The organism is Aeromonas bestiarum, from assembly GCF_000819745.1.
GTDB classification, from domain to species: domain Bacteria; phylum Pseudomonadota; class Gammaproteobacteria; order Enterobacterales; family Aeromonadaceae; genus Aeromonas; species Aeromonas bestiarum.
The window spans coordinates 24,495-49,427 of the sequence record NZ_CDDA01000018.1 but is presented as its reverse complement, the minus strand read 5'-3'; the positions used below and the strand labels follow the sequence as shown (position 1 = coordinate 49,427).

The 24,933-nt window shown below is 59.1% G+C and carries 27 protein-coding genes; all 27 read right to left on the bottom strand.

Annotation, left to right across the window (positions count from 1 at the left end):
* Positions 1–87: 87 nt before the first annotated feature.
* The 27 genes from BN1118_RS10645 to fliQ all read right to left on the bottom strand — a co-directional run bounded on the left by BN1118_RS10645 (position 88) and on the right by fliQ (position 24,844).
* The gene (locus BN1118_RS10645) at positions 88–900 is read right to left on the bottom strand and encodes an MlaA family lipoprotein (RefSeq protein ID WP_043555996.1); all 813 of its coding nucleotides are present in this window, start codon (positions 898–900) and stop codon (positions 88–90) included.
* Positions 901–980: 80 nt separating this feature from the next.
* Positions 981–2,261, bottom strand: coding sequence for a c-type cytochrome biogenesis protein CcmI (ccmI, locus tag BN1118_RS10640; RefSeq protein ID WP_043555995.1), 1,281 nt, complete (start codon positions 2,259–2,261; stop codon positions 981–983).
* On the bottom strand, positions 2,258–2,737 hold the full coding sequence (locus tag BN1118_RS10635; protein ID WP_043555993.1) for a cytochrome c-type biogenesis protein: 480 nt from the start codon (positions 2,735–2,737) through the stop codon (positions 2,258–2,260). The genes ccmI and BN1118_RS10635 overlap by 4 nt, the downstream gene beginning before the upstream one ends.
* Before the next feature lie 11 nt (positions 2,738–2,748).
* Positions 2,749–3,279 carry a DsbE family thiol:disulfide interchange protein gene (locus tag BN1118_RS10630; RefSeq protein ID WP_042872041.1) on the bottom strand — a complete coding sequence of 177 codons (531 nt, stop codon included), beginning with the start codon at positions 3,277–3,279 and terminating at the stop codon, positions 2,749–2,751.
* Complete coding sequence (locus BN1118_RS10625; RefSeq protein WP_043555991.1) at positions 3,276–5,231, bottom strand: heme lyase CcmF/NrfE family subunit; 1,956 nt, start codon at positions 5,229–5,231, stop codon at positions 3,276–3,278. Before BN1118_RS10625 ends, BN1118_RS10630 begins: the two co-directional genes overlap by 4 nt.
* 82 nt (positions 5,232–5,313) lie before the next feature.
* Positions 5,314–5,805 (bottom strand): cytochrome c maturation protein CcmE, encoded by a 492-nt coding sequence (gene ccmE / locus BN1118_RS10620; protein ID WP_042872036.1) that lies wholly within the window; start codon positions 5,803–5,805, stop codon positions 5,314–5,316.
* Positions 5,802–6,008, bottom strand: coding sequence for a heme exporter protein CcmD (ccmD, locus tag BN1118_RS10615; protein WP_042872035.1), 207 nt, complete (start codon positions 6,006–6,008; stop codon positions 5,802–5,804). The genes ccmE and ccmD overlap by 4 nt, the downstream gene beginning before the upstream one ends.
* A gap of 2 nt (positions 6,009–6,010) precedes the next feature.
* On the bottom strand, positions 6,011–6,751 hold the full coding sequence (locus BN1118_RS10610) for a heme ABC transporter permease (RefSeq protein ID WP_043134710.1): 741 nt from the start codon (positions 6,749–6,751) through the stop codon (positions 6,011–6,013).
* Between the two features lie 162 nt (positions 6,752–6,913).
* A complete protein-coding gene (ccmB, locus tag BN1118_RS10605; RefSeq protein WP_042034081.1) occupies positions 6,914–7,582 on the bottom strand; it encodes a heme exporter protein CcmB in 669 nt (222 codons plus the stop codon).
* 4 nt (positions 7,583–7,586) lie between these two features.
* Positions 7,587–8,222 (bottom strand): cytochrome c biogenesis heme-transporting ATPase CcmA, encoded by a 636-nt coding sequence (gene ccmA / locus BN1118_RS10600; protein ID WP_043134709.1) that lies wholly within the window; start codon positions 8,220–8,222, stop codon positions 7,587–7,589.
* A gap of 163 nt (positions 8,223–8,385) precedes the next feature.
* Positions 8,386–8,772, bottom strand: a complete 387-nt coding sequence (locus BN1118_RS10595; RefSeq protein WP_043134707.1) for a DUF2802 domain-containing protein — start codon at positions 8,770–8,772, stop codon at positions 8,386–8,388.
* An 18-nt stretch (positions 8,773–8,790) separates the two neighbouring features.
* Complete coding sequence (locus tag BN1118_RS10590) at positions 8,791–9,279, bottom strand: chemotaxis protein CheW (RefSeq protein ID WP_005298836.1); 489 nt, start codon at positions 9,277–9,279, stop codon at positions 8,791–8,793.
* Between the two features lie 69 nt (positions 9,280–9,348).
* A complete protein-coding gene (locus BN1118_RS10585) occupies positions 9,349–10,221 on the bottom strand; it encodes a chemotaxis protein CheW (RefSeq protein WP_043555989.1) in 873 nt (290 codons plus the stop codon).
* The gene (locus tag BN1118_RS10580) at positions 10,218–11,012 is read right to left on the bottom strand and encodes a ParA family protein (protein WP_043555988.1); all 795 of its coding nucleotides are present in this window, start codon (positions 11,010–11,012) and stop codon (positions 10,218–10,220) included. Before BN1118_RS10580 ends, BN1118_RS10585 begins: the two co-directional genes overlap by 4 nt.
* Before the next feature lie 4 nt (positions 11,013–11,016).
* The gene (locus tag BN1118_RS10575) at positions 11,017–11,928 is read right to left on the bottom strand and encodes a flagellar motor protein MotB (protein WP_043555987.1); all 912 of its coding nucleotides are present in this window, start codon (positions 11,926–11,928) and stop codon (positions 11,017–11,019) included.
* A gap of 2 nt (positions 11,929–11,930) precedes the next feature.
* On the bottom strand, positions 11,931–12,668 hold the full coding sequence (locus BN1118_RS10570; RefSeq protein WP_043555985.1) for a flagellar motor protein: 738 nt from the start codon (positions 12,666–12,668) through the stop codon (positions 11,931–11,933).
* Positions 12,669–12,670: 2 nt separating this feature from the next.
* Positions 12,671–13,786, bottom strand: coding sequence for a protein-glutamate methylesterase/protein-glutamine glutaminase (locus BN1118_RS10565; protein WP_043555984.1), 1,116 nt, complete (start codon positions 13,784–13,786; stop codon positions 12,671–12,673).
* 32 nt (positions 13,787–13,818) lie between these two features.
* Entirely contained in the window at positions 13,819–15,987 is a 2,169-nt protein-coding gene (locus BN1118_RS10560) for a chemotaxis protein CheA (protein ID WP_043555983.1), read from the bottom strand.
* 11 nt (positions 15,988–15,998) lie between these two features.
* Positions 15,999–16,739: a protein phosphatase CheZ gene (locus tag BN1118_RS10555; RefSeq protein ID WP_043134698.1), complete on the bottom strand. Its 741-nt coding sequence runs from the start codon at positions 16,737–16,739 to the stop codon at positions 15,999–16,001.
* A gap of 12 nt (positions 16,740–16,751) precedes the next feature.
* On the bottom strand, positions 16,752–17,123 hold the full coding sequence (gene cheY, locus BN1118_RS10550) for a chemotaxis response regulator CheY (RefSeq protein ID WP_005298814.1): 372 nt from the start codon (positions 17,121–17,123) through the stop codon (positions 16,752–16,754).
* Between the two features lie 123 nt (positions 17,124–17,246).
* Positions 17,247–17,966 (bottom strand): RNA polymerase sigma factor FliA, encoded by a 720-nt coding sequence (locus BN1118_RS10545; protein ID WP_043134697.1) that lies wholly within the window; start codon positions 17,964–17,966, stop codon positions 17,247–17,249.
* Positions 17,959–18,834, bottom strand: a complete 876-nt coding sequence (locus BN1118_RS10540; protein ID WP_042872011.1) for a MinD/ParA family protein — start codon at positions 18,832–18,834, stop codon at positions 17,959–17,961. The genes BN1118_RS10545 and BN1118_RS10540 overlap by 8 nt, the downstream gene beginning before the upstream one ends.
* Position 18,835: 1 nt before the next feature.
* Entirely contained in the window at positions 18,836–20,254 is a 1,419-nt protein-coding gene (gene flhF / locus BN1118_RS10535; RefSeq protein WP_043555980.1) for a flagellar biosynthesis GTPase FlhF, read from the bottom strand.
* Between the two features lie 16 nt (positions 20,255–20,270).
* Positions 20,271–22,373 (bottom strand): flagellar biosynthesis protein FlhA, encoded by a 2,103-nt coding sequence (gene flhA / locus BN1118_RS10530; protein ID WP_043555975.1) that lies wholly within the window; start codon positions 22,371–22,373, stop codon positions 20,271–20,273.
* A gap of 107 nt (positions 22,374–22,480) precedes the next feature.
* Complete coding sequence (flhB, locus tag BN1118_RS10525; RefSeq protein WP_043134781.1) at positions 22,481–23,611, bottom strand: flagellar biosynthesis protein FlhB; 1,131 nt, start codon at positions 23,609–23,611, stop codon at positions 22,481–22,483.
* A gap of 86 nt (positions 23,612–23,697) precedes the next feature.
* Complete coding sequence (gene fliR, locus BN1118_RS10520; RefSeq protein ID WP_043134694.1) at positions 23,698–24,495, bottom strand: flagellar biosynthetic protein FliR; 798 nt, start codon at positions 24,493–24,495, stop codon at positions 23,698–23,700.
* 79 nt (positions 24,496–24,574) lie between these two features.
* Complete coding sequence (fliQ, locus tag BN1118_RS10515) at positions 24,575–24,844, bottom strand: flagellar biosynthesis protein FliQ (RefSeq protein ID WP_043555973.1); 270 nt, start codon at positions 24,842–24,844, stop codon at positions 24,575–24,577.
* Positions 24,845–24,933: the final 89 nt, after the last annotated feature.

The window sequence follows — 24,933 nt, the reverse complement described above, 5'->3', positions numbered from 1 at the left end:
TGGGACATAGCCTTTTTTATGGGCGGCATCCGCGGCACCGAGATGAAAAAGGCGCCCACAGGCGCCTTTGTTGCACAACCAGTGGCATCACTGATCGATTTCATCCAGGTACTCATCCAGATTGGTGTCGTCCACCTTCTCCTTCTGCTCCTGCTTGAGCTCGGTCTGGCGACCCGTCACCTTGTTCTGGTTGTATTGCAGATAGAAGTCCTTGGTCAGGGCATAAGGATCGAGCGCGTTGTCGATGATCCGCTCCTGATCGATCAGCTTGGAACGCGTGCCCAGGCCATCCAGCGCCCAGTGCGTGATGCGCAGCGGCAAGGTCAGCAGGGCATAGGGGAAGTAAATGGTGTCTATGGTGTCCCCCACCAGCTTGCGGGTCGTGGTCGGGCCGTAGACGGGCACCATCAGATAGGCGCCATCGCCGATGTCGGCGCGCCCCAGCACAGTATTGAGCTCCAGCTTGTTGCGCTCGAGCCCTGTGTGCTTGGCCACATCGAAGATCCCCAGCAGCCCTACGGTCGTGTTGAGGGTAAAGCGGCCCAGGTTGGTCCCCGCCCCCTTCAGATCCCCCGTGATCAGGTGGTTGACCATGCTGCTCGGCTCGTTGAAGTTCTCGACCAGGTTCTCGATGCCGTCCTTCATCCCTTGCGGAATGTAGCGGGCATAGCCATGCACCACGGGGCGGGCCACATAGGGCTCAAGCACATCGTAGTTGACCGCCCACATGGCCCGGTTGGCCCCCTGGAACGGGTCACGGTCATCGCTGGCCGTGCTGGTCGCCTCTGGTCGACTCGGGGTCTCCTTAAGGTCAAGGCTTTCGGGACCCGGCTTGGGCGGGCCACCTGCACAGCCACCCAGCAACAAGGCCACCATCAATGCCCCTAAACGCACATGCATATGGAAGTCCTAGCTTTTTATTGTGATTAATCTGAATTATAGGCAGCCCGGCCCCATCGAGGGGCCGGGCCAAAGGAGTATTAGAGGGCGTGATCGATGCGGATGTCAATCGGTGCTGACGGAATGGCGTCCGTCGGGATCGGAGCCGATACCCCTTCAAACGCCCCTTCCTTGTTCATGACGTTGCCACCGCGGGAGAGCCGCGCCTTGAACTGCAACTGAGGGTAGGCGGCGAGCTTGCTGCCCTCCATCATGGCATCGCCATCCCCCAGTGACAGGGTCAGCGGGAACTGGGGACCCGGGATGCGCTTGACCGCGATGGGCATGGGCGGACCGTTGGGGATCACCGCAAACACGAACAGATGGGCATCCTCCGGCAACTGGATGCCGGGAGCCAGGGTGACATGCAGCGGGAACTCGCCGGCCTTCACCTCCAGCACCTGGTCAGGCGCCTGGCTCTGTGCCTGTTCGCCTTGGGTCGCCGGCACGCCTGGCGCCGCCATGCCGCGCTGCTTCAGTTGCTGCTCGGCATAGTCGATGGAGCGCTCCACCATGGCGTAGCGGGTCGAGCCCTTCTCCATCAGCGGCAACATCTCGCGCCAGCGCAGCAGCGCCGTCTTGAAGTCCTCTTTTTGCAGCGCCATGAAGGCATAGACGGAGCGCGCCTCTATGTTGGCTGGATCCAGCGCGATGGCGCTACGCAGCAGCTCATCGGCCTGGGCGTCATCCCCTGTCATCATCAGCGCCTGGGCATAGGGCACGGCCACCATGGCCTTCTGTGGTGCCAGCGCATAGGCCCGCTCCAGCGCCTCACGGGCCATCTCGGGATCATTGCCATCCAGCGACAGGCGACCCAACAGCAGCCAGCCGCGATAATCGTTCGGTTCGTCTTTCAGACGGGTGCGCAAACCCAGCATGAAGTCCATCAGATCCTGCTCGGTCACCTGGGCATCCCGCTCCACCAGGATGCGGTTGCTCAGCTCACCGAGCCGGCTGTTGGCATCCTGCCAGCGCTGGACTTCCCGCCAGGAGCCGAGCTGGTAATAGAGTCCCAGACTCACCACCACCAGCACCAGCACGCCCGGGATCCAGATCAGACTCTTGCCACCCCGGGCGGTCTGCTCCACGTCGGGAATGTCGTCCAGCAGGCTGCGTTGCAGCTCGACCAGAGAGTCCGGCTCCTCCGCCAATATGCCCTGTTCACGCTCTTCGCCTATCTCCAGCAGACGCTGGCGATAGAGCTGCTTGTTGAGGGCCGAACGGCTGATGCTCTGCTTGCCCTCGCCGCGCCACAGCGGCAGTACCAGCGCCAGACTCACCAGCACCAGCAGGGCCGCGATCACTATCCAAAATGCGGTCATTGTTTCTCTTCCTCTTTGAGCAGGGCAGTCAGACGACGCTGCTCCTCCGCGCTCAGGGCGCTATCCGTCGGCCTGGCCGCCGCGGGACGGCGGCGGCTGCGCACCACCACAGTGACGACACCTATGACGATCACCAGCAGCGGGCCCAGCCAGAGGATCAGGGTCGACGCCATCAGCGGCGGGTTATACAGAATGAAGTTGCCGTAGCGGGCGACCATGTAGTCCACCACTTCCTGCTTCTCCTTGCCCTCGCGCACCATCTGATAGGTTTTGTCGCGCAGATCCTTGGCCAGCCCGGCGTTGGAATCGGCTATGTCCTGATTCTGGCACTTGGGGCAACGCAGCTCCTTGGTCAGCTCGCGAAAGGTCTGCTCCTGGGCATCGTTGTCGAAGGTGTAGACATCGATGGCGGCCAGCGCCTGACCGGCGCCACCCAATCCTGCCAGCAACAGCAGGGATGCAATCAATACTCTCATCAGGCTCTCCCTCACTTCATGGCATCAAAGATGGGTTTGAGGGTCGATGCCCAGACTTCGGGGTTGACGTCCCCCACGTGGCGATAGCGGATGATGCCCTGGCTGTCGATGAAGAAGGTCTCGGGCGCGCCGTAGACCCCCAGATCCAGCCCCAGCATGCCATCCGGATCATACAGGTTGATCTGGTAGGGATTGCCGAGCTCCGCCAGCCAGTTGATGGCCTTGGCGCGCTCATCCTTGTAGTTCATGCCGACTATGTAGATCCCCTGCCCCGCCAGCTGCTTGAGGTAGGTATGCTCCCCATAGCAGGTCGGGCACCAGGTGGCCCAGACGTTGAGCAGCATGGGGCGACCCTTGAGGATGCTCCTGTCATGCTGCTTGTTCAGGTCATAGATGTCCTGCAGGGTGAACACCGGCACCTCCTTGCCCACCATCACGGATTCGAGCTTGGTGGGGTCTGAGTAGAGCCCGCGAAACAGGAAGACGGCCCCCAGCAGAAAGATGATGAAAGGGATCAGAAACAACCAGGTCTTCTTGCTCATGCCTTGGCCTCCTCGTCACGACGGCCGAAACGGTAACGCTTGTCCAGCATCGCCAGCACACCGCCGATGGCCATGAAGACACCGCCGAACCAGATCCAGCGCACGAAGGGTTTGTAGTAGATCCGCACCGCCCAGGCACCGTTGTCGAGCTGCTCGCCGAGCGCCGCATAGAGATCCCGGGTGAAGCCTGCGTCTATGGCCGCTTCCGTCATCGGCATCCGGCTCACCTTGTACATGCGTTTCTCGGGTTTAAGCAGGGCGATCTGCTTGCCATCCTTGTGCACTTCCAGCACGCCCTTAAAGCCGTCGTAGTTGGGGCCGTTCTTCTCCTTGATACCGGTGAAGACGAACTCGTAGTCGGCAAAGTGCACCCGATCGCCGGCCTGCATGCGCAGATCCTTTTCGATGCTGTAGTTCTGGGTACAGGCGATGCCTATGATGCTGACCGCGAGCCCCACGTGGCCCAGGATCATGGCCCAGTGGCTGTTGCCAAGCCGGCGCACGCCGACGGCAAAGCTGTGTTTGTGGGTGGCGCGCACCCAGGTTTCCTGCACGCTGGTAACTATGATCCAAGTGCCAAGACCAATGCCGAGCGCGGCCCAGGGTTTGAACTCCTCGGCCAGCAGCAGCGGCAGCAGGAAGGCGGCGGCCAGGCTCAATACCAGCGCGAGGATCACCTTGCCCTTGAGCTCACCCAGATCCTGACGGCGCCAGCGAAACAGCGGGCCCATCCCCAGCAGCAGGGCAAACGGAATGATCAGCCAGCTGTAGATGTGGTTGAAGAAGGGGGTGCCGATGGAGATGCTGCCAAGCCCCAGCTCCTTGTGCACCAGCGGCAACAGGGTGCCGAGCAGCACGGTCAGCAGACCCGCCACCAACATGATGTTGTTGCACAGCAACAGGGTCTCGCGGCTCCACAGCTCGTGCTTGCCGTGGCTCTTCACCTGGGAGCCCTTGAAGGCAAACAGCAAGAGCGAGCTGCCGATCACCGCCAGCAGGAAGCCCAGAATGAACAGACCGCGGGTCGGGTCGGAGGCGAACGCATGCACCGAGACCAGCACGCCGGAGCGCACCAGGAAGGTGCCGAGCAGGCTCAGGGAGAAGGCGGAGAGCGCCAGCAACACTGTCCAGGCCTTGAAGGTGGCCCGCTTCTCGCTCACCGCCAGCGAGTGCAGCAGGGCAGTGCCCGCCAGCCAGGGCATGAAGGAGGCGTTTTCCACCGGATCCCAGAACCACCAGCCACCCCAGCCAAGCTCGTAATAAGCCCACCAGGAGCCCAGCACGATACCAAGTGTCAGGAAGACCCAGGCCGCCATGGTCCAGGGGCGGGACCAGCGCGCCCAGGTCGCATCGAGGCGCCCCGTCATCAGGGAGGCGATGGCGAAGGCGAAGGCGACCGAGAAGCCCACATAGCCCATGTAGAGCATGGGCGGGTGGAAGATGAGACCGGGATCCTGCAACAGCGGGTTGAGGTCGCGTCCATCCACCGGGAAGTAAGGCAGAGTGCGAGTGAAAGGATCCGAGGTGAACAGCACGAAGGCGGTGAAGCCGACCGAGATCAGCCCCAGCACACCGAGTACCCGCGCCACCGCATCGAGCGGCAGGCTGCGGCTGAACAGCGCCACAGCCGCGGTCCAGCCACCCAGGGTCAGTACCCAGAGCAGCAGTGAGCCCTCATGGGCGCCCCAGACGGCGGAGATCCGATACGCCAGCGGCAACAGGGTATTGGAGTTGGTGGCCACGTACTGCACGGTAAAGTCATTGTCGATGAAGGCCCAGGTCAGGCACAGGAAGGACAGCAACAGCAGCAGGAACTGGGCATAGGCCAGCGGACGGGCCGCCGACATCATGCCGAGCCGCCCCCACTGGGCACCGAGCAAGGGATAGACGCCCAGCAGCAGGGCGGTGGCAAAGGCCAGGATCAGTGAAAACTGTCCTAATTCCGGGATCATGGCTGAACTCCTTTCAAATGAGCCGCAGCACGAACCTGTAAACCGGCTTGAAATGGTGAAAGCGGTGCGAATGCTGTCGGGATCATTGCTTGGCTCCCTTCAACTGCGCCTCTGTATATTCCGGCTTGAAATGCATGCCGTTGGTGGCATCGGCCACTTCCGGCGGCATGTAGTTCTCATCGTGCTTGGCCAGCACCTCGAACGCCTCCACCGTAGTGGCGTTCTTGAGGGTACCCTGGGCCACTATGCCCTGCCCCTCACGGAACAGGTCGGGCAGTATGCCGTCAAACTCGACGGTCACCAGATGGCCGCCGTTGTCCACCAGCTTGAAGGCCACCTTGAGGCTCTGCTGATCCCGCTGCACAGAGCCCGGCACCACCAGGCCGCCGATGCGCAGGCGCTGCCCCTCTTCCGGCTTGATCTTGTCAGGCCCCTTGCCCTCCACCAATTCGCTCGGGGTATAGAAGAGATCGATATTCTGGCTGAGGGCATAGAGCACCAGGCCTATCACGGCGGCGAGGCCAAGACTTATCGCCAATATGATGGTGAGGCGTTTCTTGCGTCTCGGGTTCATAGGGTGTTCTCCATCTGCTGGGCCGCCTTGCGGCGGGTCTCGCGGGCCTGCTTGCTGCGTAATTCGCCGAGCAGGCTGCGGGTCTTCAACCGGGTGGAAATGACGATGCCGACCAGGCAGATCAGGGTCAGACCGAAGGAGAGCCAGACGTAGAAGGCGTAGCCGCCCATCGCCATGAAATCACTGAAAGAGGCAAAGTGCATGCTTACTTCTCCTGCTCGGCAATCTCTTTGACCCAGGGGCGATGCCACTCCCGCATCAAGAGCTCGTTGCGAAAACGCATCAGGGAGAGGGCCCCGAGGAAGGTGGCAAAGGCCAGAATCATGATGAGCAGCGGCCACAGCATCTCGGGGGAGATGGAGGGCTTGTCAAACTTGGTGATGCTGGCGCCCTGATGCAGGGTGTTCCACCACTCCACCGAGTAGTGAATGATGGGCAGGTTGATCACCCCCACCAGCGCCAGAATGCCGGCGGCGCGACCGGCCAGCACCTTGTCGCTGAAGGCGTTGTAGAGCGCGATCACCCCCAGATAGAGGAACAGCAGAATAAGCTCGGAGGTGAGACGGGCATCCCATACCCACCAGGTGCCCCACATGGGTTTGCCCCAGGCTGCGCCGGTAAACAACGCTATGAAGGTGAACACGGCACCGACCGGCGCAACGGCGGCCACCGTCATGTCGGCCATCCGCAGTTGCCACACCAGCCCGATGAAGGCGGCCACCGCCATGGTGGAATAAGCCCCCATGGAGAGGATGGCGGCCGGCACATGGATGTAGATGATCCGGAAGGAGTCACCCTGCTGATAATCAGCGGGTGCAAAAGCCAGGCCCCAGAGGGTGCCAATGATGAACGCCAGCAGGCTTGTCACGGCAAACCAGGGCAGCAAGGTCCCTGCCAGCTGATAGGCGCGCTCGGGTTTAGCGTAAGGGTGCAACCATTTCCACATAGCTCACAAAACCTTTCTGTTATTAATATAGTGGCGAGGCCTACCATACCCACTGCCGGAAAACATCACATCCCCCGAAAGCAATAAGCAGCCATCCTCTTGATCTATCTCAAGTATATTTTTTATAACAGCCCATCCCGAGCCGCCTTACCACAGCTTTCATCAGTTCACGCTGACCCGCAGCGCCGCCGAGACCGCCAAGGGGGTCAGGGTCAGCGCACCGGCCAGCATGGCCCCCAAAATCGCGAGCTGGCCCGAATAGGGCAGCCCCATGCCCGCCGCATCGATGGCGGACGTGGCAAAAATCAGTACCGGAATATAGAGCGGCAGGATCAGCAAGCTGAGCAGTACGCCCCCCTTGCGCAACCCAACCGTTAGGGCGACGCCAACCGCCCCGAGCAGGCTCAGCACGGGCGTCCCCAGCGCCAGGGTGGCGACCACCGCCAGATAAGTGTTCATGTCCAGCGACAACAGGATGGCGAGCAGCGGGGAGATCAGCAGCAGCGGCAGGCCGGTCAACAGCCAGTGAGCGATCACCTTGGCCAGCGCCAGCAAGCCCAGCGGATGAGGCATCAGCATCATCTGCTCCAGCGCACCGTCGCTGAAGTCATCGCGAAACAGCCTCTCAAGCGAGAGCATGGCCGCCAGCAGGGCCGCCACCCAGATGATGCCGGGGGCAATACGGGCCAGCAGCTTGGGCTCGGGGCCTATGCCAAGGGGAAACAAGGTGATGACGATGAGGAAGAACCAGAGCGGGTTGAGTATGTCGGAGCGCTGGCGCAGGGCCATCAGCAACTCGCGATGAATTAGGTGGATTACGGCGCGCAACATCAAACTACTCCTGCAGCAAGGGCGTGAGGGAGAGGGTCTTCAACCGCCCTTCCATCAGAGTCATGTCCTGATGGGTGGTGAGGATCACCATGCCACCCCGCTCGGCATGGGCCAGGAACAGCCGCTCCAGCACCTTGACGCCCTGCTTGTCGATGGCGGTAAAGGGCTCATCCAGGATCCAGAGCGCCGGCTTGTCACTGAGCCAGAGCCGGGCCAGCGCGACCCTGCGCTGCTGGCCGGCGGAGAGCTGCCCGGTGGGATAGTCCTCAAACCCGGCCAGGCCGACCTGGGCAAGCACCTGCCACAAATCCACCGTCGCTTGAGCCGGATGATGCAACTTTTGATAGAAGGTGAGATTTTCGAGCGGCGTCAGCGCCGCCTTGACGCCAGGCTGATGGCCCAGATAGAGCAAGTTGGCATGATATTCATCACGACAGCTGCGGATATTCTCGCCATTCCAGCACACCTCACCGGCAAATGGCTGCGACAGGCCGGTCAACAGCCGGAGCAGGCTGGTCTTCCCCACCCCGTTGGGGCCTTCAATTTGCACCAGATCGCCGGGAGCCACCGCAAAGGAGAGATGTTCAAACAGAGTGCGATCTTCACGCACGCAGCTCAGATTGTTAATTTGAAGCAGCATGAGGATGTAATCAGTGAAAAGAAGCGGCCTGCATATTAACACAGTATTGGGGAGCGTCTTTTCAAAGATGCCAACTATCAGCAGGATTTGTGGGGGAGATCCCGCCTTTTTGGCACGCTGGACGGGTGAAAAAAATCAGGAAGGCGGGCGCCTTCCTGAGGATCTATGAGCGGCCTTTTCGCAATGAAATCAACAGTTCTGCCTCGGCCTTCGGCAATTCACATTCATTCATGACCTCGTCGAGGTCGGCGCCGAGCTCCACCATCTTGGCGGCACGGCTGTAAAGGCGGCGTTCCGGATCCTGCAGGGTCAGCTCCTGCTGGCGATCATTGACCTGCTGCATGGCCCCTTCAACGGACTGCAAACGCTGACCCATGCCGATGGCCCCCGTGTGCAGCTCCATCATCTGCTTGCGCAGACTCTCAAGCTGGCCTTGCAGTGTCTCCACCCTGGCCTCGGACTCTCGCTGGCCACGTCGGCTGCTGATCACCCCGTACAGGGCCAGCACCAACGCCAGCAAGGACACCCCCAAGGCGGCTATTTCAATCATCAACACATCATTTTCCTATCAGAGGGAACCAATATCTTCCCACTCTTCATCGGAGAGCAGCTTGTTCAGATCGACCAGGATCAGCAGCTGACCATCACGGTTGCTGACGCCCTGAATGAACTTGGCGCTCTCTTCGGTACCCACGGCAGGGGCGGCATCGATCTCGGAGGAGCGCAGATAGACCACCTCGGCCACGCTGTCGACCATGATGCCGATCACCTGCTTCTCCGCCTCGATGATGACGATGCGCGAGTTCTCGCTCACATCGCCGGAAGGCAGGCCGAAACGGGAGCGGGTATCGATGACAGTCACCACGTTGCCGCGCAGGTTGATGATGCCCAGCACATACTCGGGCGCACCTGGCACAGGGGCGATTTCGGTGTAGCGCAACACCTCCTGCACCTGCATCACGTTGATGCCGTAGGTTTCATTTTCCAGCTGGAAGGTGACCCATTGCAGCACTTCATCTTCGGCCAGATTCTGTGCAATATTGCGCTTTTCTGTCATGTTTTTATTCCTTTTATGAAAACGTCTACTGGTAAAACTAGCAATAAAACAGCACAAGTGCAGAAGTTATCAGCGACCTTCTATGTTGACCCCACGCTCCAGCAACAGGAGCAATTCCCTGACGTGCAGCAGGGCACACATCTTCTCCTTGACCATGCCCGCCAGCCAGGGGCGCTTGCCCTCCTGGTGACGCCATTTGACCTGATCACGATGCAATAACTCTGTGCCCTTCAGATGATGACAGGCGAGTCCCCAGGGAGATTCGCCCAGCATGATCAGATACTTGTAATCCGCTATGTCCAGATGCTGACCCGGCATCACCCACTGCGCCGTGTCCACCACGTTCATCTTCTGCTCGCGGGAGGTCATGATGCCACGGTACCAATCCGGCTGACCGAACAGTGACGAGACCTCTCCCAGTTGATGGATACCGCCAAGCTCGGTCAGGGGCACCGCGAAGGTAACGCCGGCGACTTCGAAGAAGAGCGCCTGAAACTCCTTGCCGGTATCGATATTCTCCCAGGTCGATGGTGCGACTTCCGCCTGAGGGGCCAGTTCCACCGCCGTCTCTGTCATCACCAGCGCCGATGGCTCTGCCACCACAGGGGCTGGCATCTCCTCCGGCCATACGGGTTCAACCGGCAGCAAGGCATCTTCGGCCTCGATCTGCAGCGGCTCGCTGATCACCTCTTCATGGCTCAGGGCGTCCATCTCAAACTGCACCTGACCCACCTGGGCAAGCAGCTCGCTCAGTTGTTCGAGCCGCTCATCTGCCTCCAGATAGGGTTGCACCACCACCTCGGGCTGCACCTGAGGCTGACGTAGCAGCCGGACAACAGGCGCAGGTTCCGGTTCCTCTGGCAGATCAGGCAACAGCGCCTCATCCAGCAACAGGGAGTGGAAGTAATCATCCATGGCCCTGACTTGGGTCGTGTCGCTCATGATGCCACCTCATGAGCACGTTGACGCTCCTGGGCATCAAGATAGTTGAGCAAGGTCTCATAGGCATAAGTGCCGCGACTGCTCGGCGAATAAATGGAAGGGGGAATGTGGAGCAAGCTGGCATCCCGAAACTTGGTGTCTATGGGGATGACGGCATTCCATACCGCATCGCCATGTTGATCCTTGATGGACTTCAGTGTCATCAGAGAGGCACGGGTACGCTTGTCAAACATGGTGGGGATCACGGTGAAGCGAAACTTCTCCCGCTTGGATCTCTGCATGATCTCGAAGGTCTTCATCATCCGCTCCAACCCCTTGAGGGCCAGGAACTCGGTCTGAACCGGCACCAGGATCCGATCGCAAGCGGCCAGGGCGTTGACCATCATGACCCCCAGCACTGGCGGACAGTCGATGAGCACGTAGTCATACTGATCCTGAATGCGCAGCAGGGCACGCTTGATCACCAACCCCATGCCTTCACGGTTGCCCATCACCCGATCCAGAGTGGCCAGGGTAATGGAAGCCGGCAGCAGGTGGATGTTCTCAAACTTGGTTCGCAGCGTCAGTTTATTGACCAGCTCGGCCGTCGGTTTGACGGCCTGAAACAGCTCATAGAGGGTACCGTCCAGCCGATCCGAATCAAAATCGAGATAAGAGGTCAGGGAAGCATGGGGATCGGTGTCAATCAATAGCACCCGCTGGCCGCGCTGAGCCAGGATACCGGCTAACGAGACCACTGTGGTGGTTTTACCGACCCCACCTTTTTGGTTGGCAACCGTCCAAACAATCACTGTATCAATCCTGCCTTGTTGTTATGCGTATGCCACCACCTGGCAGAGTGATCACCTTGACCTCGCCTGCCTCTACCGCCTGTTGCACTGCAGGAACCGGCTCCACCATCACAGGCTTGACGGGAGCGGGTGGCGCCCAGGCGAACTTGGAAATAGCGACCACCACCTTGCGATTCTGTAAGCGTCCCTGTTCGCTGTCATTCCCGGCAAAGGGAGAAAACTCCCCGTATGCCTCGTAGGCAAGCCGCTGTGGTGCTATGCCCTTGGCGATGAGAGCTGTGAGAACAGCCTCGGCCCTTGCTGCTGACAGCGTCCAGTTGGAGCGAAAAATTTCATTATTTATCTGCTGGTTATCTGTGTAGCCCCGTACTCTCACATAGTTATCGACCGGTTTCAGAATACCTGAAAGCGTATTGAGCACAGGGTCGGCATTGGTGCTCATAAAGGCACTGCCGCTGCCAAACAAGAGACCCGAGCTCAACTCCACAGTCAACCAGTTATCATCCAGCGTGAGCTTGACCACACCGGCCTCGACCAGAGTGCCCATGCTCTCTTTCAGCTGCGTATCTATCTTCGCAAGCGTCATGCCATCTTGTTTGATGGGCACACCGGAGATGGGAGCGAGGGAGGGAGAAGGCGGCAAAGCACTCTCCAGCACTGAGGGGACAGCCGATACCTCGTTGTTCAACAGCGACTTCCCCTGCCCTTCCAGCAGGCCATCACTGCGTGGCTGCATGACGTTGAATGCCTGGGTCATGCCGTCGATGACGGCGCGATATTTGTCTTTGTTGACCAACGCCACCGAATAGAGCACCACAAACAGCGCAAAAATCAGCGTCATGTAGTCGGCGTAGGAAACCAGCCAGCGATCGAGATGTTCTCGACCTTGCAGATGCAAACGATAGCGCTTGCGCATGGCTACTCTCCTTTCAGATAAGCCTTCAACCGCCGCTCAACCTGCGGGCCATTCTCACCGTGGGCAATCGCCATCAAGCCTTCCAGCGTCATCTCCTGGAACAGGGCGTAATGATAATGAAAGGCGCGTAGACGGTTGGCAATCGGCAGATAAAAGAGGTTGGCAAAGCCGACCCCGTAAATGGTGGCAACAAATGCAACGGCAATGCCGGCGCCGAGGGCTGCCGGATCTTCCAGATGGAACATGGCCTGGATCAGACCCATCACGGCACCTATGATGCCGATGGTCGGACTGTATCCTCCCATGGCCTCGAAGACCCGGGCCGAGTGCTCGTTACGCTCCTGCTCGATGTCGATGTCCGCTTCCAACAACATGCGAATATCATCCATCGACACCCCGTCCACTATCATGGTGAGCCCCTGACGGGTGAACTCGTCACTCTCCTGATCGGCCTGATTTTCCAGCGCCAGCAGACCCTGCTGGCGGGCAAACACGGCCCATGCCTGCAAGCGTTCGGCCTGATTGACCAGATCCCAACCAGGGGGGAGCAACATCCAGCGCAGCTGCCTGATCGCCTCAAGCAGATATTTGCGCGGCGTCTGCAAAATGACGGCCCCCCAGGTGCCACCAACGACGATGACAAATGCAGGTCCGTCGAGCAGGGTGAGCAGGGTGCCGCCATGCCATAGCTGGGCAATGGCAATGGCTCCCAGAGCCAGGATCAGGCCAAACATGCCCATCTTTAGCGACCCAGCTCAACCAGAATACGTTGTGCTACCCGGTCCAGCGGCAGTGACTCAGTGGCGATGCCCGCCTTGGCGACAGCTTGCGGCATACCGTATACGACACAAGAGGCTTCATCCTGGGCCCAGATGGTGGAGCCCTGCTCCTTGAGCAGACGCGCACCATCCCGACCATCCGCCCCCATGCCGGTCAATACGATGGCAAGCACCTTGTCGGCATAGGTTTTGGCTGCCGATGCGAAGGTGATGTCCACGCACGGCTTGTAGTTGACCTTGTCATTGCCATCGACGATCCGGATGCGAGCACCGACTCCGCGCCCTTCCAGCAACATCTGTTTGCCACCCGGCGCCAGGTAGGCGTGACCGGGTTTGAGTACATCACCATCCTCAGCTTCCTTGACTCCGATCTGGCACAGACCGTTGAGGCGAGCGGCAAACGCGGCGGTAAAGGTTGCCGGCATGTGCTGGATCAGCAGAATGGGATGAGGGAAATCGCCCGGCAGTTTGGTCAGCACATTTTGCAGGGCCACAGGGCCACCGGTAGAGGTGCCGATAGCCACCAGTTGGTAGGTTTTCCCGCTGCGTTTAAACGCGGCAACCGGTACGACCCGTTGTGGCTCGACCTGACGATCGCCGGGACGTGACAACGAGCCGCCCAGTGGGCTGCGAGCGGCCGGTTCAGGGGCTTTTGGCCTGGCTGGCGCGGCCATCAGGAAGCGCTTGCGCGATATCTCCTTGACCCGCTGTTGCAACAAGCGAACGGCTTCGTCCTTGTCACGGGCTATGTCTTCGAACTTCTTGGGCAGGAAGTCGAGAGCGCCCGCATCCAGGGCATCGAGGGTGGCCTTGGCCCCTTCATGGGTCAGGGAGGAGAACATCAGGATCGGAGTGGGACACTTGGCCATGATCTCGCGCACGGCACTGATGCCATCCATCACGGGCATCTCTATGTCCATGGTGATCACATCCGGCCGCAGAGCCAGCGCTTTGTCTACCGCTTCCCGTCCATTCTGGGCCGTATCGATCACCGTCAGCATAGGATCCTGATTGATGATCTCACTGACCCGGCGGCGGAAGAAGCTCGAGTCGTCGACAACTAATACCTTGACTGCCATTGTTATTTTTCTAACTCCTTGGGCCTGAGCTATCAATGTCTACGCGCATATGCTTTGAGCAGACTCGGCACATCCAGAATGAGTGCAATACCACCATCGCTGGTGATGGTGGCCCCGGCCATGCCAGGGGTTCCTTGCAGCAGGTTGTCCAGCGGCTTGATCACCACCTCTTCCTGGCCAATCAGATTATCCACGACAAAACCTATCTGCTGAGTGCCAATCTGCACTATGACCACATGGCCCGTATCCTGCCGTGACTTTTTGTTTGTCCCTTTTACCAGCCACTTGTGCAGATAGAAGAGCGGGATGGCCTTGTCGCGCACTATGATGGTGAGCTGACCGTCCACCATGTTGGCCTTCTTGAGGTCCAGATGGAAAATCTCGTTCACACACCCCAGCGGCAAGGCAAATGTCTGCTCGCCCACTTCCACCATCAGCGTTGGCAAGATGGCCAGGGTCAAGGGCACCTTGATCTCGAGGCGAGTGCCCTTACCCCAGGTAGAGTCGATATGCACAGAGCCATTGAGGCTCACTATGCTGGTCTTCACCACATCCATGCCGACACCGCGGCCGGAGATATCGGAAATCTCGGACTTGGTCGAGAAACCGGGAGCAAAAATCAGGTTATAGGCATCGCTGTCGCTCATGCGCGCCGCCGTGTCTGCATCCAGTACGCCACGATTGATGGCAATGGACTTGAGCTTCTCCGGATCCATGCCGGCGCCATCGTCTTCGATACAAAGCAGAATGTGGTCACCCTGCTGGGAAGCGCTCAGGGTAATGGTACCCTGCCGTGGCTTGCCCGCTTTTTCCCGCACATCCGGCATCTCGACCCCATGGTCGCAGGAGTTGCGCACCAGGTGAACCAGCGGATCGGCCAGGGCCTCGACCAGGTTCTTGTCCAGATCTGTCTCTTCCCCGACCATCACCAGCTCAATATCTTTCTTGAGGGTGCGGGCCAGATCGCGCACGACTCGGGGGAAGCGGCCGAATACTTTCTTGATGGGCTGCATGCGCGTCTTCATCACGGCGCCTTGCAGATCTGCGGTCACCACATCCAGATTGGCAACCGCTTTTGACATGTCTTCATCGTTGCTGGCTATCCCCAGGCTCACCAGACGATTACGTACCAGCACCAGTTCCCCCACCATGTTCATGATGACGTCCAGCGTCTTGGTATCCACCCGCACAGTGGTATCGCTTTGCACCGCATTCTCTGCTGGTGCAGCGGCTTGCTTGACGGGAGCCGGTGCCGGTTTGGCGGCAGCAACAGGCGCGGCTGCCGGTTTGGGTGCAGGAGCAGGCGTAGGCTTGGCAACGGGGGCAGGCGCCACAGGGGCTGCAGGCACCGGTGCGGCGACTGTTGGTGCAACAGGGGGCGTGATGCTGGTTTTTGGCCCTTGACCACGACCATGCAACTCATCGAGCAGACGTTCGAACTCATCATCATCGATCAGTTCGTCGACCTCTTTTTGCACCGACTTCAACGGATTGGTCTCAGGCGCGCCGCTATGCTGACCCTGACCATGCAACTGGTCGAGCAAGGCTTCAAACTCGTCGTCTGTGATATCGCCCGTACCGGTCAGCACTGGGCTCGCAACCGGAGTCGGGGCTCCGCCGACGCCATGCAGTTCATCGAGCAAGCGCTCGAACTCATCGGCCGAGATCTCATCGATGGAGCCGCCACCATTGACGGCAACGGGTCCGGCAACCGCTTCAGGCTCAGGAGCCGCGATCACCTCGTCAACAGATGCCGCAGTCTCAGCGGGCGCACTATTGCCCGCCGAGGCGGTCAACAACTGCTCCTCGCCTTCTGGTTTGCAGAGCTCATGCAGGTCATGCAGAATTTCAGCTGAGGCAGGGCTAGGGGGTTCGCGATTTTGCACCTGGGCAAACATCACATTGATGGCATCCAGCGCCTGCAAAATAACATCCATCAATTCGGCCGTGACGGTTCGCTTGCCATTGCGCAAGATATCGAACACGTTTTCGGCACCGTGACAAACGTCTACCAACTCACCCAGAGAGAGAAAACCGGCGCCGCCTTTGACGGTATGGAAGCCGCGAAATATGGCATTCAACAGATTCTTGTCATCGGGTCGCTTTTCCAAGTCGACCAGTTGTTCGGACAACTGTTCCAATATTTCGGATGCTTCGACCAAAAAGTCTTGCAGTATGTCTTCATCAACTTCGAAGGCCATGCGTCACTCCATTAAAATCCCAGGCTAGACAGCAGATCGTCCACATCATCCTGACCATTGACCACATCGGAACGAGTCTCAGGGTTCATGATGGGGCCTTCAGCTTCAATCCCGCTTACAGGAAGGCTGCGAGATGAATGCTCAACAGATGCCTCACCAAACATAGTCAGCATTTCTATTAATTTAGTTTCAACTTCCTGAACCAACTTGATGACCTTGCGAATCATCTGGCCGGTCAAATCCTGAAAATCTTGCGCCATCAGGATCTCTGTCAGCAGTTGCCGTAATTTATCGGCATCAGATTCAGAAGCCTTAATAAAATCATCCAGTTGGTGACACAAAGACTTAAATTGCCCGACATTCATCTCCCTGCTCATCAGGGCATTCCAGTTGGGCATAACCAGCTGGATGTTGTCATTGAGCCGGTCGGCAATCGGCAAACTGGCTTCCACCGCATCCATGGTGCGGTTGGCTGCCTTGTCTGTCATGTCGATGACGTAGCTGAGACGTTCCCGGGCATCGGGAATTTCATGGGTTGCCAGGTCGGGGATCCGGGAATCCAGCCGGAAATCTTGTAAGGAGCTGTGCAGTTGTCGGGTCAGCTGACCCACTTTGTCAAACAGAGCTGCCGCATTGGGAGCACATGCATCTGCGATGATAGTATCGGCCTGTTCAAATTCGCCTTGCTCAAGATGGGCAACAAGCATCCTTGCCTGATCGAGCGAAATCATTGCACTCGTTTTGGCCTTCATCCCTGCTGCTCCTTAGCCGATTCGTTCAAAGATTTTGTCGAGTTTCTCTTTGAGCGTTGCAGCGGTGAAAGGCTTGACGATATAGCCATTGACGCCCGCCTGGGCGGCTTCAATGATCTGTTCGCGCTTGGCTTCGGCCGTTACCATCAGTACCGGCAGATGCTTAAGCTTGTCATCGACACGAATAGCCTTGAGCAAGTCAATACCTTGCATACCGGGCATGTTCCAGTCGGTGACGACAAACTGAAAATCACCATTTTTCAACATTGGCAAGGCCGTGTTGCCATCATCTGCTTCGTGGGTATTGTTAAATCCCAGGTCACGCAGCAAGTTCTTGATAATCCGGCGCATCGTTGAAAAATCGTCAACAATGAGGATTTTCATGTTCTTGTCCAAAATTCCCTCCTAAATAGCCGCCATAGCGGCTCACTTACATGATGCAGATCGCAGGTTTTGTTTTGCGGATTATGCCTTAGAGTTTTGTTTCAGTGTAGCCAGTACAAACACTTATACATGCCAATCTCTTAAACGAGCGCGTAATCTGTGCATGGCCTGACTGTGTATCTGGCTCACGCGAGACTCGCTGACATTCAATACCTCACCTATTTCACGCAAGTTCAGTTCTTCATCGTAGTAAAGGGAGAGGACCAGCGCTTCCCGTTCCGGCAGACGGCCTATGTGTTCGGCCAGGGCGCCTTGAAAACGCTCGGCCGCCAGCTCGTCAAACCCGCTGTTGCCTGCGGCATCGTCGGGGTGGCCTATCACATCCTCGCTGACCCCCAGATCCTCGATACCGATGATCTTGCCGCAGGAGACATCCTGCAGCATGGCGTGGTACTCGCCGAGGCTGACCCCCATCTGGGCGGCCACCTCGGTATCACGGGCATCACGACCGTGCGCTTGTTCAACATTTTCGATGGCTTCGGCGATGGAGCGGCTGTTGCGGTGCACCGAGCGTGGCACCCAGTCCCCCCGCCGTATCTCGTCGAGCATGGAGCCGCGGATGCGGATCCCGGCATAGGTTTCAAAGCTGGCGCCCTTGCTGCCGTCAAAGTTGCGCGAAGCTTCGAGCAGCCCAATCATACCTGCCTGGATCAGGTCATCCAGCAAGACACTGCTTGGCAGGCGAGCCAACAAATGCTGGGCAATCCGTTTCACCAGCGGAGCATGACGCTCGACCAGCACATAGGAATCCTGATGACGCAAGTACGCTTGGGCTTTATTCACGGGAACCTTCCTGTGCTATGACCGGCCTTTGCAGCAAATTTTCCAGGAAAAATTCGAGATGACCGCCGGGTTGGTTAGGAATGGGCCAGCTTGCCGCCTTGTTGGCGAGGGCGCGAAACGCCAGCGCCGCAGGCGACTTGGGGAAGGCTTCGACAATCAGCTTCTGCTTGCGCACGGCGGCGCGCAGGTTGGTGTCGTAAGGTACGCACGCCACCAGCTCCAGCGAGGTATCCAGAAAGCGGTCCGTGACCCGGGTCAGCTTGGCGTAGAGCTCTTGCCCTTCACGCAGGCTGCGCACCATGTTGGCCACCACCTTGAAGCGAAACACGCCGTGATCCTTGGAGAGGATCTTGATCAGCGCGTAGGCATCCGTGATGGAGGTCGGCTCATCGCACACCACTATCATGATGTCCTGGGCGGCACGGGTGAAGCTCAGCACCATGTCGGAGATCCCCGCCGCCGTATCCACCAGCAGTATATCGACCTGGGTCTTCATCTCGCTGAAGGCGCGGATCAGTTCGGCATGCTGCACCGGAGAGAGCTCGACCATGGACTGGGTGCCTGATGTGGCCGGCACTATCATCATGCCGTAGGGACCCTCGACTATGATGTCGTCTATGGTGCACTCGCCAGCCAGGACATGGGAGAGGTTGCGGTGTACCCGCAGCCCCAGCATGACGTCCACGTTAGCAAGGCCAAGGTCGGCGTCCAGCACCATCACCCGTTTGCCTTGTGCGGCCATGGCGCCAGCCACGTTCAGGGTCACGTTGGTCTTGCCCACGCCACCCTTGCCACCGGAAACGGCGATCACTTTTACTCGATTGTTTTGACGCATTTTGCGCAGACCACTCGCCTGATCCATATACATGTTACTCATAAAACTCCGAATCTTCGGCCTCGCCAAAGCCTGCACCCCAGAAATAGGGTTCTTCTGTTTCCCGCTCCAGCGAGCCCATGGCAGCTCCAACGAGCTGCGCCGCATTGGCAACTTGAATATCTTCCGGAACCCTTTGTCCATCAGTGATATAGCTGATGGGCAGTGCATTCTGGATACACACGTTAATCACTTCGCCCAGATTCAGACTCTCATCCAATTTGGTAAGTATGCAGCCGCTTAATGGAATACGCCGGAAATGGTCCACCGCCTCCTGCATCACCCGACGCTGGGAAGTGGCGGACATCACCAGGTAGCTGCGGATGCGTACCTTGGCATTCTTGACCAGGGTATCGAGCTGCTCGGTCAGACGGATATCCCGCTGCCCCACCCCTGCGGTATCGATCAGTACCAGCCGACGATGGCGGAACTGATAGAGCGCAGTGGCCAGCTCCTCGGCATCCCTCACCTGCCGCACCGGACACCCCATGATGCGACCATAGGTCTGCAACTGCTCATGGGCACCGATCCGGTAGTTGTCCGTGGTAATAAGCGCCACCTGCTCGGCGCCATACTTCATGGCAAACCGCGCCGCCAGTTTGGCGATGGTGGTGGTCTTGCCCACCCCGGTCGGTCCGAGCAGGGCAACCGCCCCACCCTGACGTAAAATATCGTCTTCGCTGATCTTGAGCTGGGCAGTCAGTACCTCGGCCAGCTGGGCCATGGCCTGATGGATGGACATGTCCTCGGGGATGAGGCCCGCCAGCTGATCGGCAAACGCATCGTCAAAGCCTATCTTCTTGAGCTCCTTGATGAGCAGGGCTCGCATCGGCTCGCGACGTTCCACCTCCTGCCACATCAGCCCGGAGATCTGGTGCTCCAGCAACTTGCGGATGCTGGCCATCTCCTTGCGCATCCCTTCCATCTCGGGATCCCGTTGTGCGGGCTGGGAAGCGCGGCCAGGAGCGGCCGTCCTGGCCTTCGGCTTGGCGGGCTCGGGAGCCGCCCCCCACTGACCCTGTTCGGCCAGCGTGCGGGGAGCTGAACCTGCGCCGGCAACGGGTGCAGCCCCCTTGAGACCTGCCGGATTGGCCGGGTTCAACTTCTGCTGACGCGCCAGCAGGGCGGCCAGGGTATCGGCATAGTGTTCGTTCTGTTCCTGGGCCTGGGTTGGCGCAGGACGGGTCATCTGCCGTCCGGCAGACGAGATATTGACGCTCTCATCGTTCAACTGACGGCGAACCGGCGCATCTTTGGGTCCAGGGACCTGGGATTGATAATCGACAGCGGCGACTATCTCCACCCCACCTGTGACCTTCTTGTTGGACATGATGACGGCGTCGGGCCCGAGAGTCTCCTTGACCTCGGCCAGAGCCGTTCGCATGTCCTTGGCAAAAAACCGCTTAATCTTCACCCGTCATCTCCGCTAACTAGTTCTGTCCTACCGCACTGACGATGCGGATTTGCTTGTCATCAGGCACTTCCTGATAAGACAGAACGCGCAATCCAGGAATGGCATTCTTGACAAATTTCGCCAGGGTATTGCGCAGTATCCCTGATGTCAGAAGCACGGCCGGTTGGCCTTCCAGTTCTTGTCGTTGAGTGGCTTCCACCAGCGAGCGTTGCATCCGCTCCGCCAGGCCCGGCTCTATGCCGGCGCCGTCACCACCCCCTGCCTGCAGGGATTGATGCAATATACGTTCCAATTCTGGTGCCAAGGTGATCACCGGCAGCTCGGGATCCGGGCCGGCAATCTCCTGCACTATCAGGCGACGCAGGGCGATACGGCAGGCAGCCGTCAGCACTTCCGGATCCTGACTGCGCGGGGCGTATTCCACCAGGGTCTGCAGGATAGTGCGCATATCGCGGATTGGCACGCCTTCATTGAGCAAATTCTGCAATACCTTCACCAGGTTACCCATACTGATGACTTCAGGAACCAGTCCTTCCACCAGTTTGTTCTGATGCTTCCCTATCATGTCGAGCAGCTGTTGCACCTCGTCATGACCCAGCAGCAGGGCGGCATGATTGGAGAGGATCTGGCTCAGGTGAGTGGCGACCACTGTGGCGGTATCCACCACTGTATAACCGAGGGTCTGGGCCTGGGAGACCTGCTCCTTGGCGACCCACACGGCTTCCAGCCCGAAGGCGGGATCCCGGGTCGCGATACCCTGGATCTGGCCGAACACCTGACCCGGATTGATGGCCATCTCCTTATCATGGTAAACATTGGCCTCGCCGGTACTGACCCCCATCAAGGTGATGCGATATTGGTTTGGCGCGAGATCCAGGTTGTCGCGAATGTGCACGGCCGGCACCAGAAAGCCCAGCTCCTGGGAGAGTTTCTTGCGCACTCCCTTGATCCGGTTGAGCAGTTCTCCGCCCTGATTGCGATCCACCAGCGGGATGAGCTGATAGCCCACCTCCAGTCCTATGATGTCCACCGGCATCACGTCGTCCCAGCTCAGCTCTTTCTGCTCATGGGGTTGATCGGTCGTGGCAGGCATCAGTTCGCCCTTGGCAGCCTTGGCGGCGGCCCGCTTCTCGCGGCGCAGCAGCCACCAGGCACCGGCAGCCGAGAGGGCCCCCAAGCTCAGGAAGGCAAAGTGCGGCATGCCGGGTACCAGCCCCATCATCAACAGTATGCCGGCCGAGATGATCAGCGCCTTGGGGTTGTCAAACAGCTGGCCCAGCACCGCCGTGCCCATGTCCTGATCCGTGTTCTGCCGGGTCACTATGATGGCCGCGGCAATGGAGAGCAGCAGGGAGGGGATCTGGGCCACCAGACCGTCACCTATGGCCAGCAGGGTGTAGATCTGAGCCGCTTCACTGAAGGTCAGCTGGTGCTGCATCATGCCGATGATGAAGCCACCTATGATGTTGATGAAGAGGATCATGATGCCCGCAATGGCATCCCCCTTCACGAATTTGGAAGCACCATCCATGGAGCCGTAGAAGTCGGCTTCCTGGGTCACGTCCTGGCGGCGTTTCTTCGCCTCTTCTTGGTTGATAAGCCCGGCGTTCAAATCGGCATCTATGGCCATCTGTTTGCCTGGCATGGCATCCAGGGTAAAGCGGGCGCTCACCTCGGCGATCCGCCCGGCACCCTTGGTGATCACCACGAAGTTGATGATCATCAGGATCGTGAAAACGATGATGCCGACGGCATAGTTGCCGCCGATCACCACGTTGCCGAACGCCTCGATCACATGACCGGCCGCCGCACTGCCGTTGTGGCCTTCCAGCAAGACCACCCGGGTTGACGCCACGTTGAGCGCCAGACGCAGCAAGGTGGCGAGCAACAGGACGGTTGGAAAGGCGGCAAATTCCAAGGGGCGGCGGGTATAGACGGCAACCAGCAGCACCACTATGGAGAGTGCGATATTGAAGGAGAAGAGTACATCCAGCATCAGCGGCGGTATGGGCAGCACGACCATACCCAGAGACGCCAGCACCAGCAGCGGTGTCCCCACCCCCTTGGTCAGCAATCCCCTGTGCTCTTTCAATCGGCCCAATGATGCCTGGAATTTCATCTTTTTTCTCAATCTCAAACCGCTGGTGCAAGATTAAAGCAAACATCAAGCCAACAATTCAATGCATTGATTTTAAATGATTTTATTTTGACTGTGTCAGAAGTTTGTCATTTGCGGAATTCAGGCGGAATGGGCAGATCCTTGGCGAGCGGATTGGGGCGCCGGCCACGGCCACGGCGGAACTTCTTGAGCTGATACACATAGGCCAGCACCTGTGCCACGGCGGCAAACAGCCCTTCCGGTATCTCGTGACCTATCTCGGTGGAGTGAAAGATGGCGCGGGTGAGCCCGGGAGAGGGCATGATGGGGATCTCGTACTCCCTTGCTATCTCCCTGATCTTCATCGCGATCTCATCAGTGCCCTTGGCCACTACCTTGGGCGCGGCCCCCGGCTTGGCGGTATCGTATTTGAGCGCCACCGAGTAGTGGGTCGGGTTGGTGATGACCACGTCAGCCTTGGGCACATCCCCCATCATGCGGCGCATCGCCATCTCCATCTGCAAGCGGCGGATCCGCCCCTTCACCTCGGGCTTGCCCTCGCTGTCCTTGAACTCGTCCTTGACCTCCTGCTTGGTCATCTTGAGCTGGCGCATGTGGTTCCACTGCTGGAACGGCACGTCTATGGCCACTATGGGGATGAGGGCGCAACAGAGGATGATCAGCATCCACAGCAGCAGATCCAGCGCATCTATGATGCCACCCGGGTAGCCCTCCAGGGAGAGGTTGAGCAGGTGGTTGAACTGGCTCGACAACATCCACCAGGCAAACAGGGTGATGAACACCACCTTGGCGATGGACTTGATCAGCTCGACCAGGGATTGCACCCCGAACATCCTCTTAAGACCATTCAAGGGGCTCAGCTTGCTCCACTTGGGCAACATGGCCTCGGAGGAGAAGTTCATGCCCCCCATCAGGGTGTTGCCAACGAAGGCAGCGATGGCCACCAGCATGAACAGCAGGCCGAGCGGATGCAGCAGCTCCCTCAACAGGGCGGGCACCATGGCCCCCATGGCATTGGGATCGAAGGCCTGGTCCCGATCGAGCGTGAAGCCCATGGTGAGGATCTTGACCATGGCACCGGCCAGACTCTCCTTGACCATCAAGAGACCAAAGACGGCCGCCAGCAGGACGCTGGCGGTACCCAGCTCCTTGGAACGTGCAATCTGCCCTTTTTCCCGGGCCTGTTGCAGTCGTTTGCCCGTGGGTTGTTCGGTACGTTCCTGATCGGTATCAGCCATGCTGCCGACCTCCGATACGCGGGAGCTTGCTCAGTTGTGCTCGCCCCCGGAAGGCATCGAGTCGTTCGCTACCCAGTTGCACGCAATCAGCCATTCTGGCCACCGAAGCACTGGACGTTGATGAGCTCGCAACTGGTCTCCTGCACCCGCTCCCACATGGAGTCGAAGTGGCCGAGGAAGCCGCCTATGGTGAGCCAGAGGATGAGCAGACCGGACATCATGCTGACCGCGAAACCTATGCTGAAGATGTTGAGCTGGGGCGCCGCCCGCGTCATGACCCCGAACGCAAAGTTGATGAGCAACAGCGCGACTATGGCCGACAGCGCCATCACCAGCGAGGCCTGGTACATGACCCCCAGGAATCCGACCAGGCTGCGAATGGCGGGCAGGGTGAGCCCGGCATCTGAGACCGGCAAGGTGTCAAAACTCAGCACCACCATGCGCAGCATGATGAGGTGACCATCCACCGCCAGAAACACCAGGGTCGCCAGCATCAGATAGAACTGGCCCACCACGGGGGCCGACTGGCCGTTCATGGGATCCACCAGGGTGGCAAAGCCCAGACTGGTCTGCATGGCGATGATCTGACCGGCCATCACGAAGCTCTCCATCAGAAACTGGGTCATGAGGCCAAGTGCTATGCCGATGAGCAACTGCTGGGTCAACACCAGAAAACTGCCGACGGAGAACAGCTCTATCTTGGGCATGGGGGGCAACAGGGGGGCGATCATGAAGGTCAGCGCCAGCGCCAACCCGATACGGATGCGGGCCGGCGTCAGGCGACTGCCAAACACCGCCATCACCATCAACAGGCCGCTCACCCGAGCCAGCGGCCAGAGGATGGAAGACAACCACTCCATGATGAGAGCGGTCGTGTAGGTCATCTCACCACCCCGGAAGTGGCGTGAGATGTCGCCATCAGCGGGTCGTCAGAAGACGTCCCAGGCGTGCCCCGGGCATGGCTCATCCCACCACCTCGGGAATCTGGCTCACCATCAGCAGGAAGAAGTCCATCAGACTCTGCAAGCCCCAGTGCGCGCCCGCCCCCAGCGCAAACAGGGTGACGATGAGACGGGGCAGGAAGCTCAGGGTCTGTTCGTTGATGGAGGTGGCGGCCTGAAAGATGGCCACCAGCAAACCGACGCACAGGCTCGGCAGGATCACGGCGCACACCATTATGGTCACCAGCCAGAGTGCCTCGCGAAAGACGTCGACAAAGGTTTCCGGACTCATGCTGCTTGCTCCTTGCGTTTGTCCGCCTTAACCACCGGCACCCAGCCCGACGCTGTTGGCCAGGGAATTCAGGATCAGGTTCCAGCCAT

What these genes read in the sequence shown, in the direction of transcription:
- BN1118_RS10560 (WP_043555983.1), bottom strand. Translation starts at nt 15,987, where the DNA reads ATGGCCTTCGAAGTTGATGAAGACATACTGCAAGACTTTTTGGTCGAA.
- BN1118_RS10570 (WP_043555985.1), bottom strand. Translation starts at nt 12,668, where the DNA reads ATGGGCATGTTTGGCCTGATCCTGGCTCTGGGAGCCATTGCCATTGCC.
- BN1118_RS10565 (WP_043555984.1), bottom strand. Translation starts at nt 13,786, where the DNA reads ATGGCAGTCAAGGTATTAGTTGTCGACGACTCGAGCTTCTTCCGCCGC.
- fliR (WP_043134694.1), bottom strand. Translation starts at nt 24,495, where the DNA reads ATGACCTACACGACCGCTCTCATCATGGAGTGGTTGTCTTCCATCCTC.
- BN1118_RS10585 (WP_043555989.1), bottom strand. Translation starts at nt 10,221, where the DNA reads ATGAGCGACACGACCCAAGTCAGGGCCATGGATGATTACTTCCACTCC.
- BN1118_RS10540 (WP_042872011.1), bottom strand. Translation starts at nt 18,834, where the DNA reads ATGTATATGGATCAGGCGAGTGGTCTGCGCAAAATGCGTCAAAACAAT.
- BN1118_RS10595 (WP_043134707.1), bottom strand. Translation starts at nt 8,772, where the DNA reads ATGATTGAAATAGCCGCCTTGGGGGTGTCCTTGCTGGCGTTGGTGCTG.
- BN1118_RS10555 (WP_043134698.1), bottom strand. Translation starts at nt 16,739, where the DNA reads ATGAAGGCCAAAACGAGTGCAATGATTTCGCTCGATCAGGCAAGGATG.
- BN1118_RS10635 (WP_043555993.1), bottom strand. Translation starts at nt 2,737, where the DNA reads ATGAGAGTATTGATTGCATCCCTGCTGTTGCTGGCAGGATTGGGTGGC.
- BN1118_RS10575 (WP_043555987.1), bottom strand. Translation starts at nt 11,928, where the DNA reads ATGCGCAAGCGCTATCGTTTGCATCTGCAAGGTCGAGAACATCTCGAT.
- flhB (WP_043134781.1), bottom strand. Translation starts at nt 23,611, where the DNA reads ATGGCTGATACCGATCAGGAACGTACCGAACAACCCACGGGCAAACGA.
- BN1118_RS10625 (WP_043555991.1), bottom strand. Translation starts at nt 5,231, where the DNA reads ATGATCCCGGAATTAGGACAGTTTTCACTGATCCTGGCCTTTGCCACC.
- ccmD (WP_042872035.1), bottom strand. Translation starts at nt 6,008, where the DNA reads ATGCACTTTGCCTCTTTCAGTGATTTCATGGCGATGGGCGGCTACGCC.
- BN1118_RS10610 (WP_043134710.1), bottom strand. Translation starts at nt 6,751, where the DNA reads ATGTGGAAATGGTTGCACCCTTACGCTAAACCCGAGCGCGCCTATCAG.
- flhA (WP_043555975.1), bottom strand. Translation starts at nt 22,373, where the DNA reads ATGAAATTCCAGGCATCATTGGGCCGATTGAAAGAGCACAGGGGATTG.
- cheY (WP_005298814.1), bottom strand. Translation starts at nt 17,123, where the DNA reads ATGAAAATCCTCATTGTTGACGATTTTTCAACGATGCGCCGGATTATC.
- BN1118_RS10645 (WP_043555996.1), bottom strand. Translation starts at nt 900, where the DNA reads ATGCATGTGCGTTTAGGGGCATTGATGGTGGCCTTGTTGCTGGGTGGC.
- fliQ (WP_043555973.1), bottom strand. Translation starts at nt 24,844, where the DNA reads ATGAGTCCGGAAACCTTTGTCGACGTCTTTCGCGAGGCACTCTGGCTG.
- ccmB (WP_042034081.1), bottom strand. Translation starts at nt 7,582, where the DNA reads ATGTTGCGCGCCGTAATCCACCTAATTCATCGCGAGTTGCTGATGGCC.
- ccmI (WP_043555995.1), bottom strand. Translation starts at nt 2,261, where the DNA reads ATGACCGCATTTTGGATAGTGATCGCGGCCCTGCTGGTGCTGGTGAGT.
- BN1118_RS10590 (WP_005298836.1), bottom strand. Translation starts at nt 9,279, where the DNA reads ATGACAGAAAAGCGCAATATTGCACAGAATCTGGCCGAAGATGAAGTG.
- ccmA (WP_043134709.1), bottom strand. Translation starts at nt 8,222, where the DNA reads ATGCTGCTTCAAATTAACAATCTGAGCTGCGTGCGTGAAGATCGCACT.
- ccmE (WP_042872036.1), bottom strand. Translation starts at nt 5,805, where the DNA reads ATGAACCCGAGACGCAAGAAACGCCTCACCATCATATTGGCGATAAGT.
- BN1118_RS10630 (WP_042872041.1), bottom strand. Translation starts at nt 3,279, where the DNA reads ATGAGCAAGAAGACCTGGTTGTTTCTGATCCCTTTCATCATCTTTCTG.